The sequence below is a fragment of the Actinopolymorpha sp. B9G3 genome (assembly GCF_040120725.1).
GTDB lineage: Bacteria > Actinomycetota > Actinomycetes > Propionibacteriales > Actinopolymorphaceae > Thermasporomyces.
This window is the reverse complement of record NZ_JBEEAB010000005.1, coordinates 400,871-415,690: the sequence shown is the minus strand read 5'-3', so window position 1 is coordinate 415,690 and position 14,820 is coordinate 400,871. Positions and strand designations below refer to the sequence as shown.

Here is a 14,820-nt window from a genome sequence, read left to right as displayed (position 1 = left end):
CCTGCCGCGGCTGCTCCGGCAGCAACGGCTCCAGCCGCTGCCACTCCTCATCAGTCAAGTCATGACGATCAAACACACCAATGATCTATCGAACTTCGACCACCAAGATCTACGGGACACGCCCTAGTCGCGATCATGACCCGTTTCCGCCCGCTGGCCGGCAACGGCCCGCACGTCCGCGAGCAGCACGGCCGCGGAGTCCAGCCGGGCAAGGAGATCCGCCGGGTCCGTGCCACCGGCGCACAGGCCGTGCGCCCGTTCCGCGAAGTCGGTCGGTGCCGAGGGCAGCCGACCGGCGCCGTCGACGAGGCCCTTCTCGTTCACGACCCACCGACCGTCGTGGGCATGGAGAGCGTGCGCCATGATGCCGACGGCGTGGGCAAGGCACATTCCGACGTACGCCGCGTCGCCGCGGCCGGCCGGTTTGTGCGCGATGTCGAGGCTGAACCCGGCCTCCCACAGCCAGTTCGCGAACGCCACGCGGAGCGGACTCGGATAGTGTCCCGCGGCGGCTTTCAGTCGTTCCAGCTCGCCACTGGGATCGGCGACGACGATGCCGAACGCCACCTCGCCCACATACGTCGTCGAGACGAATCCGAACGGGTGCCCCGGCTGGTGATGCAGCCCGAACTCCCCTCGCTGCGCGCGCTCCCACTCGCGGTGCACCCGGTCGAGGTCGCGCAGAATCCAGTCCACCCGGCCGCTCGGCAGGTCGAGCCAGGCACCACCGTTGACCCACGGACCCCAACCACCGGGCCCGGCGACCTCCGTGGGCCGACCGACCGTCTCGCTCGCGAGGGCGCGGAGGGTGTCGAGGTCCAGCGGTTCGCGGTAGTAGACGCCGAGGTCGAGGTCGGAGCTCCCGTCGGCGGTCCCGCGCGCATGGCTCCCACCCACCATGACGCCGACGACGCCGTCGACGTCGACGAGTGCGCGGGCGTGCTCCCGGGCGAGTACGAGGACGTCCGCCTGTCCCATCGTCGGCTGCTCAGTCATGGGCCGCTCAGTCATGTGCTGCCGGGACCGTGTCGTGTCCGCCGGCGTGTCCCGTCTCGTCGGCAGCGTCGGGTGCACCAGCACCGCCATCCTGCGTACGTGCGTCCATCACGATCCGGTGCTCGGCGAAGAACGCGGCGAACGGCACGGTCCCCGCGACCAGCACCACGAGGGTCCGCCAGAGAGACCACCGCCGCGCGTAGCCGAGCAGCAGGACGACCACCACGTACACCGCATAGAGGAAGCCGTGCAGCGGCCCGATCACCGCGCTCGGTCCCGGATTGTCCGCGAGGTGGTTAAGCGGGACGGCGACGAACAGCAGAGCGATCAGAACAATCCCGGTGACGTAGGCCATCACGCGGTAGGCGGTCAGCAGTCGCGGCATGTCGACGGTCCTCGTAGGTGGGCAGCGATCGAACCCCACCTGCCTATCACGCACCACCTGGCCGAAGTCCATCGAGGGGAAGACCCACGGACAGGGGCCTTCCCATCGCGGCCGGACAGCCGATAAGCTGACCGGTCCTGACAAATGCCCTGACGAGCGACAGCAGGGCCACAGCCCAGAACTCTCCACCTGACGAACCCCCGGTCCGCGTTGGCTCGGGGGACATTCGGCGTGCTCGGCTCGCCTGCACCCTTCGGCGCCAAGCACCCGACTCGCACCCGGCCATGACCACATGGCCGGGCGATTCCCCCTGCCCGAACCCGAATGCCCGGTGCCCAAAGCCCGACCACTGATGCCGACGACCGATGCCCGACGACCGATGCCCGACGACCGATGCCCGACGACCGATGCCCGACCACTGATGCCCGACCACTGATGCCCGGATGCCTTTCCACGAAGGGAGCCCGAACCCCGATGAGGGTCTATGCGGCCATCGCGCTGCGTACCTTCCGTCGCTTCGCGACCTACCGCGCGGCCACTGTCGCCGGTGTCTTCACCAACACCGTTTTCGGATTCATCATGGCGTTCACCTACATCGCCCTGTGGGAGGCCCGGCCCGGGCTCGGCGGCTACGACGTGAGTGACGCGGTCACCTACGTCTGGCTCGGCCAGTCGCTCGGCATGATCGGTGGCCTCTGGGGCGGCGGGTTCCGCGACGAGCTCGCCGAGCGCATCCGTACCGGCGACATCGCCGTCGACCTCACCCGGCCGGTCAGCTTCCAGGCCTGGTGGCTCGCCGGCGATCTCGGCAGGGCGGCGTTCCACCTGCTCGCCCGTGGCGTCCCGCCCACCTTCATCGGCGCGCTCGTCTTCACCCTCACCCTCCCCCGCGATCCACTGACCTGGCTCGCCTTCCTCCTGGCCGTCCTCCTCGGCGCGATCGTGTGCTTCTCGATCAACTACCTCTTCGCCCTCACCGGCTTCTGGCTCCTCGACTCCCGCGGGGTGCACCAGGTCGCCGGAGTGCTGGCGATGTTCTTCTCCGGCATGCTCCTCCCGCTGAACATCTTTCCCGGCTGGTTCGGCGACCTCGCCCGTATCCTGCCCTGGTCCTCGGCGCTACAGATCCCCGCGGACGTCTTCCTTGGCACCTACCAAGGCCTCGACCTCCTGCCGGTGTTCGGTTTCCAGGCGGCGTGGGCCCTGGTGCTGTGGGTGGCCGGCTACTTCCTGACCTCGCTCGCCACGCGAAAGGTCGTGGTCCAGGGTGGCTGACGCGCTGCGTGCGTACGGCTGGATCGTCACGATGTGGATCCGGTCGACGATGGTCTACCGGGCATCGTTTCTCATGCTGACGGCCGGGCAATTCGTGGTCACCGCGCTCGACTTCGTGGCCATCTTCATCATGTTCGCCCACACCCGCGAACTGGGTGGTTTCACCCTGCCGGAGGTGGCGTTCCTCTACGGGACATCGAGCTTCGCGCTCGGTGTGGCCGACCTGCTCATCGGCAGCACCGAGCGGCTCGGACGCCGGATCCGGATGGGATCGCTGGACGTGATGCTGGTGCGACCGGTGCCGGCGTTCATCCAGGTGGCGGGCGACGAGTTCGCACTGCGCCGACTCGGCCGGATCACGCAGGCGACCGTGGTGCTCGTCTGGTCGCTGTTCGCACTCGACCTCGACTGGACCTGGGACCGGGTGCTGTTGATGCCGGTGATGCTCCTCAGCGGCAGTGTGATCTTCGGGGCGATCTTCGTGCTCGGCGCCTCGTTCCAGTTCGCGGCGAGCGATGCGGCGGAGGTCACCAACGCGTTCACCTACGGCGGGACGTTCCTCACGCAGTATCCGCCGACGATCTTCGCCAAGGAGCTGGTCAGGGCGGCGACGTTCGTGATCCCGCTGGCGTTCGTCAACTGGATGCCGGCCCTGCACATCCTCGGCCACGCCGACCCGCTCGGGCTGCCGAAGGCGTTCCAGTTCGGCTCGCCCGTCGCAGCCCTCGCCATTGCCCTCGTCGCCGCGCTCGCCTGGCGCGCGGGAATCCGTAGCTATCGCAGTACAGGGAGCTGACATGTCGCCGTCCGTACCTTCACAGCCCGCCGGGCCTGGCGCGCTGATCGAGTTGTCCGGGGTGGGAAAGACCTTCGTCGTACGCCGGCGGGTCGGTCGGATCCGTCGTACGAAGGCGGAGGTGCACGCCGTCGCCGACCTGTCCTTCACCGTCGACCGGGGTGAGATGGTCGGCTACATCGGCCCCAACGGCGCAGGGAAGTCGACGACGATCAAGATGCTCACCGGCATCCTCGTGCCGAGCGCGGGCACGCTGCGCGTGGCCGGGATCGAGCCGTCGAAGGAGCGCCTCTCCCTCGCCCGCCGGATCGGCGTCGTCTTCGGCCAGCGCACCACGCTCTGGTGGGATCTCCCGCTGCGCGACAGCTTCGGGCTGCTGCGCAGGATCTACAAGATCCCGGACGGGAGGTACGCCGAGAACCTCGACCGGTTCGTCGACCTGCTCGAGCTGGGCCCACTCCTCGACGTACCGGTCCGCCAGCTCTCCCTCGGCCAGCGCATGCGCGGCGACATCGCGGCCGCCCTGCTCCACGACCCCGAGGTGCTCTACCTCGACGAGCCAACCATCGGACTCGACATCGTGAGCAAGGCGAAAGTCCGGGAGTTCCTCCGCGACCTGAACGCCGAACAGGGCACCACGGTCCTGCTCACCACCCACGACCTCACCGACATCGAGCAGCTGTGCACCCGGGTCATGGTGATCGACCACGGCACCCTCATGTACGACGGCGACCTCGACGGTCTGCACCAGCTCGGTGACAGCGAACGCACCCTCGTCGTCGACCTGGCCGAGCCCCTGCCCGCGATCGAGGTCCCGGGCGCGCGGGTCGTCCGGAGGGACGGACCACGGCAGTGGCTCGCGTTCCCCACCGCCGCCAGCGCGGCACCGCTCGTGTCCGCGATCGCCGAGCGGTACCCACTGGCCGACCTGTCCATCCAGGAGCCGGCGATCGAAACGGTGATCGCCAAGATGTACGCCGAGGGCGTCGCGGCCGACCGGTCATAGGGTCAGCCGCGGGGAACACAGCCGGCCGGACCGCGACGCCACCGCGGACGATCTCGTCTCAGGGACCGTAGACGCGGACGTAGTCGAACCTGGCCGTCGCTCCTTCGCCACCCATCGAGACGAGCCCGATCCGCGGTGGCGCCGCGTCGCCCGGGAGAGGCCAGATGGCGCCCCAGTTCCAGTGCGTCCCGTCGCGACTGGTCGCCGCCTGGAACAGGTGCTCACCGGTACCAGGGTGGGTCGTGTGCCGCAGCCGGAGCCAGAGCGTGTCCGCTGACGGGCCGAGCTGCACCGCGTCCGGCCACGGACTGGCGTCCGGGCCCACCCACAGGAACGCCTGTCGGGTCGCGCCCGTCGACGTGGGAGCCACGTGCACGGAGTCGACCCGGTCGATCCACGCGACGAGCCCAGCCCGTTCGTACCCCCGCGGACCCGTGCCGAGTGGCAGGGTGAGCTTCGTCTCCACGGTGTACGTGCCCTCCGGTGCCTCCCGCAGGAGGACCGACGCGTGGTCGTCCTGGCTGAAGTCGGCGTCCTGGGTGTCCCAGACATACGCACCATCGGCCAGATCGCCGCTGGGCGCCCCCTCCCACGTCCAGCCCTGGCCGAGGGTGGTGCCGTCGAACTCGTCGCCGTACTCCGGGAGGGGCGTGCCGACCTCGGGGGCGGGCACCTTCTCGGTCACCGGTTCGTAGAGCGTGGTGGTCCCCACGTTGTCGGCCTGCCCACCGCCGCCGCGGGACACCACGCCGACCGGTGCCTGCCCGGCGAGCTCGTCGGGCAGGTCCAGGTGCAGTCTCGCCAGCGGACTGCCCTCCATCGCGGCACTCACCTCGAACGTCGCCTGCGTACCGCGCACCTCCGCCGTGACCGCGTGCCACGCGTCGAAGGCGAAGCCGTCGTGGAGAGGCCTGGTCGCCGCCTGCACGGTCTCACCGTCCACCACGACGTCGACGACCAGCGCCCGCCGATCCGGGTCGAGCCAGGCGGTGGCGTGGGTGCCCGCGTTCTGGTAGCCGACCACCAGGCCGACCGCACCGTCGCCTCTCACCCGAAGATCCGCCTCGGCGCGGTAGTCGGCGGCACCTGCCTCCTTGCTGCGCAGCAGCACCGGTTGCGGGCCGCGCGATCGGGCGGAAGCGAAGGCGCCGGAGTCGGCGTCCTCGTCGAGGCGCCACGCCTCTTCGGGGCTCTGCCGCCACCCCCGTAGCGACCCGTCGGCGAAGGTGCCGCCCACGTCCCATGTCCCCGCGGGCGCCGGCTGCGGGGTGTCCGACGTCCATGCGCCGGCCCGGACGGTCGGCCAGCCAGCGATCCAGTCGAGCCGGTCCATCACCGTCGGGCGTCCACCCCAGGCGTCGAACCGGCTGTTGGCGTTGGAGAAGTACCAGTCCTGTCCTGACCTGTCCACGGCGACCGCGTTGTGCCCGGTACCGACCAGGCTGTTGCCGTTGGGTGAGTTGACGATCGTCCGGCCCGGTGCGGTGGCCGTCAGCGAAACACCTTCGGCGTCCACGAACGGACCGGTCGGCGACATCGAACGCCCGGCGAAGACCGGGTAGCCACCGGTGTCGACCGCGCAGCATCCGTACGCGGAGTAGAAGAGGTAGTAGTAGCCGTCCCGCTTGACGACCCAGGGCGCCTCCCCACGGTCGCCGGCGACCACCTGGGTCGACTCCCCCACGGCCCGCGTGCCGTCAGCGGAGAGCCGCACCACATGCATGCCGCCACGCCGGAACGAACCGTAGTAGAGGTACTTCGTCCCGTCGGTGTCGACGAACAGCGCCGGGTCGATCTCCATGATCTCGCCGTCGGGTACGAAGTCGACGACGGGTCCACCCGAGTCGGTCCACGGCCCGGCCGGGGTCGGCGCCGTGGCGAGGCCGATGGCGGCGTTCCCCCCGCCGGCGAGCGAGTAGTACAGGTAGTACCTACCGTCGACGTAGCGGACGTCCGGCGCCCAGTACCCCGTTCCCGGGAAGGGCTTCCACGTCGGGTGGTTCTCCTCGCTGAACACCGTCCCGACGTACTCCCAGTTCACCAGATCGGCGGTCCTGCCGATCGGCATGTAGTACGGCGGACCGCCCGCGTCCTGGTTCTCGTGCGTCATCACGGTCGCCGTGGCGAAGGCGTACCAGTAGCCGTCCTTGCCGCGAATCACTCCCGGATCGGAGAACGCGTCGGCGAAGTTCGACATCAGTGGGTTGGTGAACGTCCCCTGTGTGTTCACGCCCTGAGCCTCCACGCCCTGAGCCTCCACGCCCTGGGCGTCCACGCCCTGGGCGTCAACGGCCTGGGCGGCGACCAGTGGCGTGGTGCCCGTAGCAACGAGTGCGAACACCGCGAACACCGCGAGCAGCAGTCGTCGAAGCCGAGTGTGCATGAGCCGATCTCCCTTGCCGACGTGGTGATGGGTTGGTGCTACTCCCCCTGCATGACCAGTGCTGCCACCCGCCAGTAGCCGTCCCGTAGCGATCCGAAGAGGCGCAGATCGGCGAGACGTCCCGGCGTCCCGCCGTCCAGCACGAACGAGAACCACCGGAACTCGGCCTGCGGGATGATCTCCGGTCCGGAACTCCCGAGTTCGGTGTCGCCCTCGTAGACCGTCGTCGTCCCGGACGGTGCGAAGGCGTCTCCGGTGAGGATGTGGATCCGGTGCGGGCCGGCGGGTACCGCGACCCGCAGCACGTAGTCCTGGTCCCGGCCCAGGACGATGTCGCGGCGAAGGACGTCCATCCGGGCGCGGTCGCGGAAGTCGGGTGGCTCCCCGACCCAGCCGAATCCCCGACCGGCGTCCCAGGTCTCCGCAGGTGACAGCCGGGTGTAGCCGTCGAGCACGGGACTCGTCGGACTCCCGGCGTCGAGGGCGAGCACGGCTTCGTCGGCGGCAGGCACGCTCACGACGTCGAGGGGCCACTTCTCCGCCTCGGCGTCGCCCTCGATCCGGACTGCGACGGTCGCGAGTGCGGGTGGCGACGGCGGGGTGACGACCGCGACGAAGGTCCGTTCGTCGCCGGGAGGCACCTGGCCTGGCGCGGGCTCCACCGACCAGCCGTCGGGAACGTCGACGGTGATGGTGACGTCCGCCGGCGCGTCCGGCGTCGTACCCGCCACCGTCACCGTCACCTCGTTCGGTCGGCCGCCGAACCACACGCCGTCCGCACGTACATCGGTCACGACCGCGGGTGGCACCACCGAGTCGTGGTCGATGATGACCAGCGCGCACAGCCGCCAGAACCGTCCGGGGACGCTGGAGAACGCGAGGTCCACCTCCCGCCCGGACCCTTCACCGTCGAGGTCGGCATGCAGCCATTCGAAGGTGCCACCGCGGATCCGGCCACCCTCGGCGATGCGTACGCCGTCGACGTCGACGAACGTCGGCCACACGTCGGGACCTCCGTCACCGACCAGGATCGACACCTCGTGGACGCCTGCCGGGATCGCCAGCCGCAGTGTCGCTGGAGCCGTGTCACCGCAGAAGTCCCGGCGTGCGGCGTCCCATGCCCCGCCCCGGTCACGCTCCTGCGGGCTCCTGCCGACCCATCCGTACGCCCGCGTGGGGTCCCATGACGTCTGTGGTGTCAGACGTTGGTAGCCGGGGACGAGCGGGCTCGACCCGGAGCCCGCGTCGAGGGCCACGTGGCACCGGCGGCCGGCCGGCACAACGACCGCCGGCTGACCGGCGTTGCCGAGCAGCTCGACGTCGGGCGTCACCGTGAGCCCGAGCGGGACCTGGTCGGCCACCAGCGGCGGCTGCACCGGGGCCCTCATCTCCACCGTTGCGGCGGCCGCGAGCTCCGCCGAGACGGTGCCAGATGTCCATCCGCCGCTCGGGACGTCCACCCGCGCGGTGACGGCGTGCGTCGCGACGGTTCCGTTGGTCACGCTCAACGCGAGCCGGTTCGGCCAGCCACCGAGCAGGAGTGGGGCGCCGCCAGTGGCTTCGTACGCCAGCCAGCCTCGCCGCTCGTCCAGCGTCCGGGAGTAGCCGAAGAAGTACGCGACGATCGCGTCCCGCCACCGTCGCGCATGGAACACGTGGTCGTCGAAGGTCGCCAGGATGTCGGCATGGCGACGGGCGTCGACCTGTCCCGCGAGCCCGCGCCAGGTCTCGCGCATCTGCAGGACCCGTTGGTAGCCGGCGAAGTGACTGTCGTAGATGTGCTGGATGACCGTCGTACCCGAGTGGAGTCGGTGGGTGTAGGGCACCCAGTGCAGGAAGAGCAGCAGGTCGTCCGGGACCGTCTCCAGTGACTCGTAGCACTCGGACCAGTGCGCCGCGTACAACCCGGCGAATCCGGAACCCGTCGCCACGCTCCGGTCGAAGCCCGTGCCCTCGGTTGTCGTGTGGTGGGACTGGTTCAGCGTCGACCGGGGATCCGGGTCGAAGTGTGACCCGGTGGGGAACGTCAGATATCCCATGCCCAGCGGGGACGTGTAGGCCTCGTACGTACGCCAGGAGTCGAGCATGACCCGGCGCAGCTTCTCGACGAAGGGCGCAGCAGGGGTGAACGTCATCCGGATCCACTCGGTCACGATCTTCTCGGCGGACAGGTCGGGGTTCCACGCCAGCCGGGCGAAGCCATGGGTGTTCGCCGCGCCCAACTGGTACCCGGTCCAGTCGCGGTCGTCGCCGAAGTTGACCACCCCGATGAGACCGACGTTCGACTGCCCGTAGGCGGCTCCGCCGACGATGGCCTTGACGGTGGTGCCCTCCCCCTGGGCGAGCGTGTCGAAGTCGAGGACCTCCTTCCACTGCGGCACCAGGTAGCAGAGATGGACCTCGTGGCCGGTGTACTCCTGGGTGATCTGCAGCTCGATCGCCTGGTTGGTCCGCGGCATCGCCCCGAACAACGGGTGGACCGGTTCGCGGACCTGGAAGTCGATCGGGCCGTTCTTCGTCTGCACGACCGCGTTGTCGGCGAAGTCGCCGTCGAGCGGGGCGAAGGTCTCGTACTGGTACTCCGCCCAGTCGGAGAAGCCTTCGTGGACGAAGCTCCGCCACACCAGCAGACCGTCGTACGGGCGGAGCCGGTCGGCCAGCATGTTGGCGCCTTCGGCGTGGGTACGCCCGTAGTCCAGCGGACCGGGCTGACCCTCGGAGTTGGCCTTCACCAGGAAGCCGCCGAAGTCGGGGATCAGGTCGTAGATCTCGGCGATCTTGTCCTGCCACCACTGCTGGACCCGCGCGTCGAACGGGTCGGCGGTCGTGATCGGATCCGCGCCCCCGGCGGTCAGCACGATCGGGCTTGCGTAGTTGGCGGAGACGAACATCCGCACACCCCAGGCCCGTAGCACGCCTGCCAGCGCGGCGAGACCGGGCAGGCGTTCGGAGGCGAGGAACTGTGCGTTCGCGTTGACGCTGTTGACGACCGTCGCGTTGAGGCCGACGGAGGCGAGGATCCGTGCGTAGTCGCTGTAGCGCGGGTCGAGCTCGGGCAGCGCGTCCCAACGGAAGATCGACAGGCCGGCGTAGCCGCGTTCGACGTTGCGGTCCAGGTCGTCCCAGTGGTTCAGCATCCGAAGCGGATTGGCCGGTCGCTCCCGCACATCGAGTGTGTCGAGCCGCTGGTACGTCTGCAGCAGCCGGAGCAGGTGGAACGCACCGTAGAGCACACCACGCTGGTGCGAGGCACCGATCACGATCCCGGAACGCCCGGTCGTCCGGACGATGTAACCCTCGTCGCCGAGCGCGTCCATCTCGTCCCGGCTGACGTGGGCGCGGACCGCCGGCGACTCGTCGTACGTACCGAGGACGACAGCGCCGCCGTCCGGATCGACCAGCGGAACGTCCCGGTCGAGCAGCCCGCCGAAGCCGCGCCGCAGCTCTGCGACGGCGGAGGCCAGCAGCTCCCCCGAACCCTCCGGCGCGATCCCCTCGATGGCGCGGCGGTACTCGTCCAGGCGCCCGGCATGGGCGACCCGGCGATAGCGCAGCCACAGCTCGTGGCCGTCCTCGTCTGGTGGGCGGCCAGGCGCACCTACGGCTGGCGCTAACGCTGGTGCTGCCACCGCCGTACCGGCGCTGCCGACGCAGAGGTAGCCGGCCGCCGCTGCCGTGGCGCCAGATTTGAGAATCGTTCGACGGGAAAGGTCCGGCATGGTTCGAACTCCGTGACTGTCGTCGCCAATGTCGTGGTCGGGGTGGGGCGCGGACCTACCCTGCTCGATGGAGCTCGCGCCGTCGGCCGGGTCGACGACCAGCGGCTTCGCCGGCGGGCGATCGGCGAGTGCCGGGCGTCGCCATGCCTACTCCTCGTAGCCCGCGTTGCGGTAGTGGGGATCGGCGTCAGGGCCGTAGCCGAGCGCCGACCGTCGTGCCCGGAAGGTTTCCATCGCCGACGCGTACGCCGGGTCGGCCACGAAGTCCTTCGTCTCCGTCGGATCACGATCGAGGTCGAACAACACCTCGGGCATGCTCTCCCCGTAGTACTGGTACTTCAGGTCACCACGCTTGATCATCAGGTTCGTCTGTCCGAAGTGGGAGACGGACTCGTCGCGCCATCCGGTCGTGTCGCCGTGCAGGAGTGGCACAAGGCTTCGGCTGTCGAGCCCTTGCGGCGGTTCAAGCCCGGCCAGCGCGCACAGGGTGGCGAACACATCGCACAGGTTGACGTTCACATCGACCCGGCCGGGCCCGAACGCCGCCGGCCAACGGACCACCAACGGAACCCTGGCGCTCGCCTCATAGAACTTCTGCTTCTCCCACACGCCGTGCTGGCCGAGCATCTCCCCGTGGTCGGTCGTGTAGACGACGATCCAGTCGTCGAGGGACTGGCCCACGTGGTCGAGTGCTCGGAGCACCTGGCCGAACATCGCGTCGGCCTTCTCCACCATCGCGTAGTACGCCGCCGTCGCCCGCCGGATCTCGACGTCTGTCGCGTCGACGCCGGGACACACCTGGCGGGTCGACAGGAACGGATGCGGTGACACCGCCTCGTCGAGGAACGGCTCGACCCGATTGAGGTAGTAGGTGAAGAGATCCTTCGGAGCCAGGTAGGGATAGTGCGGCTGGTTGAGGCTGACCTTCAACAGCAGCGGCCGATCCGGAGTCGAACGGTCGTAGTAGGGGTCGCAGAAGTACTCCTCGATGAAGTCCAGCGCACCGCTCAGGGCCAGGTCGTCCTTGGCCGTCCACGGGCTGCGCCCGATCCCCGCCCGTCTGACCTCCTTGGCGTCCGACCACTTCAACCCCTTGAGGGTGTACGCACGGGAAGCGAACTCCGGTGCGGGATCCCTCACGAACTCCGGCGCCAGCACCGTGTCGGCACCGATCCGATGCGTCCAGCCCTGCATCTGGTCGGTGCCCTGATGGTGCAGTTTGCCGGCGCACACGGCCGCGTATCCGTGCCGCGCGAACGTCCGCGCGAACGTCGGATGACCCGGCGGCAGGTCCTGGCCGAACCGCAGGCAGCCCGTCGTACGTGGCAACTGCCCCGCCATCAGGCTCTGCCGGCCTGGTACGCAGATGGGCGCCGGCGTGTAGGCGTTGTCGAACACCACGCCTCCCGCTGCGAGCCGGTCGAGATTCGGCGTGCGGACGACCAGGTTGCCGGCGTACCCGGCCACGTCGTACCGGTGCTCGTCAGTCATCAGGAACAACACGTTCGGGCTTCTCGCCATCAGCGGTTCGCCTCCCGACCGGGAAGGGGCTCCTCGCGGACGAGGTTGGTGAGGACGAGCGCGGCCGCGCCGAGTGGACCGGCATGAACGCCCAGTTGGCCGACGCGAAGCCGCGGAAGCGCGAAGGGATACCAGCTCTCCAACGCGTCGCGTAGCGGCTGGACGATGAGCGGTCCCGCCCGCATTGTCTGCCCGCAGAGCAGCACCAGGTCCGAGTCGGTGACACAGAGCGTGGTCGCGACGACCGCTCCGAGGATGCGTCCCACGTCGGCGAGGACCTCGGTCATGAGGGCGTCTCCGTCGACCGCCGCGTCGATCACGTGGTCGATGTCGAGTTCTGTGACCGGGACACCCCGATGCGTTTCCCGGCCGGTCGCACGGAGGCGGTCGGCCGCCGTACCCGCGATGCCGTCCGCACCGACCCGCCCCCCGACCGTGGGCGCGGACCGTGCATCGCCACGGCCCGGAGCCTCGAGCAGCAACCGCCCGAGTGCCCCGGCACCCCCGTCGCCGCCGGTGAACAGCTCACCGCCCGCGAGGATGGCAGCGCCGAGGCCGGACCCGAGCATCAGGCAGAGCAGGTCGGGAGTTCCCCGGCCGGCGCCGAAGAGATACTCCCCGACCCCGACGGCGTGGGCACGGTTCTCCGTCACGATCGGCAGCCCGTACCGCTCGCCGAGGACCGCGAGGAGGTCGACGTCCTTCCAGTGCGGATGGCCGAGCGGCGTGAAGCGCCCCTTCTGCGAGGGGCGCATCATCGTGGGCACGGCGATCCCGATGCCGGCCAGGCGTTCAGTGGCGTCGGCTGTGAGCACGTGGTCGACGACGCTTGCCAGAGCGTCGACGAATGCCCGGTCGCCGTCGGCGAGGTCGATGGCGCGTGCCGCCTCGGTCGAGATCTCCCCCGACAGGTCTGAGACGACCGCCGTGATTCGGTCCGGGTCGACGCTCACGCCGACCGCCCGTAGAGCGTGCGTACGGAGTCCGTACAGCATCGGCCGCCGCCCGCCGGACGAAGGACCTTGGCCGACGGCCGTGACCACCCCGTCGGCCTCGAACTCACCGAGGATCTCCGTGATGGTCGGCACACTCAGCCCCAGCCGGCGGCCGATCTCCGCCTTCGACAGCGGCGCACCGGTACGCAGGGTCCCGAGTACCAGAGCGCGGTTCCGCTTGCGGACATGGAGGTCGGCCACTTCTTAAACCATCCTTCAGAAGGTCGACTCAGCCTCGTGTGCACGCACCGGACCGTCAACATCACGCGCCGCTTCCGGCCGTCCGAAGCAGGTGCGATCAGCCGCAACGCGGGCGGCGCGGGACGCAGGACAGGAGATCGGGCGCAGGAGGTGTGCGCAGGACGTCGAACTCAGGACGTCCCGGTCAGGACCAGGCCGATCAGTACGGCGTTCAGGAGCACGATGGCGGCGGTCGCGCCGCTGGCGAGGACTGTTGTCAACCTGCCATTGACATCAGGGCCCATCACCTGCCGCCTCGCCGTCAACACGACGAGCGGGACCAGCGCGAACGGCACACCGAACGACAAGACCACCTGGGACAGGACCAGCGCCCACGTCGGCTCGACACCCGCCGCCAGCAGGCCGAGCGCCGGCACCAGTGTCACGAGGCGGCGCACCAGGAGCGGAATCCGGATCCGCAGCAGCCCCTGCATGATCACGGCACCGGCGTAGCACCCGACCGACGTCGACGCCAGGCCGGACGCGAGCAGCCCGACCGCGAAGAACATCGCCACGGTGGGGCCCAGCACCTGGCCGAGCCCGGCGTGTGCTCCTTCCAGGGTGTCGACACCGGCCATGCCGCCGAGTGCACTGGCCGCGCCGAGGAGCATGGCGAGGTTGACGCTCCCAGCCAGCAGCATCGCCAGCCCCACGTCGACCCGGGTGGCGACGAGGATGGGGCGTTTCCGGTCGCCGGTCGGCCGGCCGTGCCGGTCGCGCGCCAGAGCCGAGTGGAGGTAGATCGCGTGCGGCATCACCGTCGCGCCGAGCATCGCGGCCGCGAGCAGGACACTGTCCGTACCGTCGAACCGCGGGACGAGGCCCGACACCGCACCGCTCGCCGACGGGGGCGCCACGACCAGGCTGGCGAAGAACCCGACCGCGATCACCAGCAACAGCCCGACGACGACCCGTTCGAACGGCGCCTGACCACGGCGGTCCTGGACGGCGAGCAGCAACATCGACACGCACCCGGTGATCAGCCCACCCATCACGAGCGGCAGGTCGAACAGCAGTCGGAGCGCCACCGCACCACCGATGACCTCCGCGAGGTCCGTCGCGATCGCCACCGCCTCAGCCTGCAGCCAGTAGCCCAGGCGTACCGGTCGAGGCATCTGGTCACGCACGGCTTCCGGCAGTGACTTTCCGGTGACGAGCCCGAGCTTGGCCGAGAGGTACTGCACGAGACCGGCCATCAGGTTGGCCGCGACGATCACCCACACCAACAGGTAGCCGTGCTCGGCTCCCGCGGTCACGTTCGTGGCGACGTTGCCCGGATCGACGTAGGCGATGGCGGCCACGAACGCTGGTCCGAGGAGCACCAGATCGGCCCGCGCGCGGAGGGCGGCGAACCCTTGGGCGGCACGCATCAGCATCACGGGCGCTTCCCTTCGACGGTGATCTCCGCGACCGCGCCCACTTCCACGGCGGGCACCTGGACAGCGCGGACACGTGACCAGCGGACACCTGACCAGGGGGAGCGTATTTCAGGTAGTCTCCGCTG

General features: G+C 69.6%; 10 protein-coding genes. 3 read left to right on the top strand and 7 right to left on the bottom strand.

Going from position 1 to position 14,820, the window contains the following annotated elements:
* Positions 1–123 precede the first annotated feature (123 nt).
* Together ABNF93_RS12450 and ABNF93_RS12445 are read right to left on the bottom strand one after the other, a co-directional pair.
* Positions 124–996, bottom strand: coding sequence for a nucleotidyltransferase domain-containing protein (locus ABNF93_RS12450; RefSeq protein WP_349328112.1), 873 nt, complete (start codon positions 994–996; stop codon positions 124–126).
* Positions 997–1,003: 7 nt separating this feature from the next.
* Positions 1,004–1,381, bottom strand: coding sequence for a DUF3817 domain-containing protein (locus tag ABNF93_RS12445; protein WP_349328111.1), 378 nt, complete (start codon positions 1,379–1,381; stop codon positions 1,004–1,006).
* Positions 1,382–1,855: 474 nt separating this feature from the next.
* Between ABNF93_RS12445 and ABNF93_RS12440 the strand changes: the two genes are divergently transcribed.
* Genes ABNF93_RS12440 through ABNF93_RS12430 form a run of 3 tightly spaced genes read left to right on the top strand, consistent with a single transcriptional unit; the run spans position 1,856 to position 4,458 of the window.
* Complete coding sequence (locus ABNF93_RS12440; RefSeq protein ID WP_349328110.1) at positions 1,856–2,656, top strand: ABC transporter permease; 801 nt, start codon at positions 1,856–1,858, stop codon at positions 2,654–2,656.
* On the top strand, positions 2,649–3,452 hold the full coding sequence (locus ABNF93_RS12435; protein ID WP_349328109.1) for an ABC transporter permease: 804 nt from the start codon (positions 2,649–2,651) through the stop codon (positions 3,450–3,452). Before ABNF93_RS12440 ends, ABNF93_RS12435 begins: the two co-directional genes overlap by 8 nt.
* Before the next feature lies 1 nt (position 3,453).
* A complete protein-coding gene (locus ABNF93_RS12430) occupies positions 3,454–4,458 on the top strand; it encodes an ABC transporter ATP-binding protein (protein WP_349328108.1) in 1,005 nt (334 codons plus the stop codon).
* Between the two features lie 58 nt (positions 4,459–4,516).
* Here the strand turns inward: ABNF93_RS12430 and ABNF93_RS12425 are convergent, their stop codons facing one another.
* From ABNF93_RS12425 to ABNF93_RS12405, 5 genes are all read right to left on the bottom strand, one after another.
* Positions 4,517–6,841, bottom strand: a complete 2,325-nt coding sequence (locus ABNF93_RS12425) for a family 43 glycosylhydrolase (protein WP_349328107.1) — start codon at positions 6,839–6,841, stop codon at positions 4,517–4,519.
* Between the two features lie 38 nt (positions 6,842–6,879).
* Positions 6,880–10,560 carry an alpha-glucuronidase family glycosyl hydrolase gene (locus ABNF93_RS12420; RefSeq protein WP_349328106.1) on the bottom strand — a complete coding sequence of 1,227 codons (3,681 nt, stop codon included), beginning with the start codon at positions 10,558–10,560 and terminating at the stop codon, positions 6,880–6,882.
* A gap of 147 nt (positions 10,561–10,707) precedes the next feature.
* Complete coding sequence (locus ABNF93_RS12415) at positions 10,708–12,081, bottom strand: sulfatase-like hydrolase/transferase (RefSeq protein ID WP_349328105.1); 1,374 nt, start codon at positions 12,079–12,081, stop codon at positions 10,708–10,710.
* Positions 12,081–13,277 carry an ROK family transcriptional regulator gene (locus tag ABNF93_RS12410; RefSeq protein WP_349328104.1) on the bottom strand — a complete coding sequence of 399 codons (1,197 nt, stop codon included), beginning with the start codon at positions 13,275–13,277 and terminating at the stop codon, positions 12,081–12,083. The genes ABNF93_RS12415 and ABNF93_RS12410 overlap by 1 nt, the downstream gene beginning before the upstream one ends.
* A gap of 170 nt (positions 13,278–13,447) precedes the next feature.
* A complete protein-coding gene (locus ABNF93_RS12405; RefSeq protein WP_349328126.1) occupies positions 13,448–14,686 on the bottom strand; it encodes an Nramp family divalent metal transporter in 1,239 nt (412 codons plus the stop codon).
* Positions 14,687–14,820: the final 134 nt, after the last annotated feature.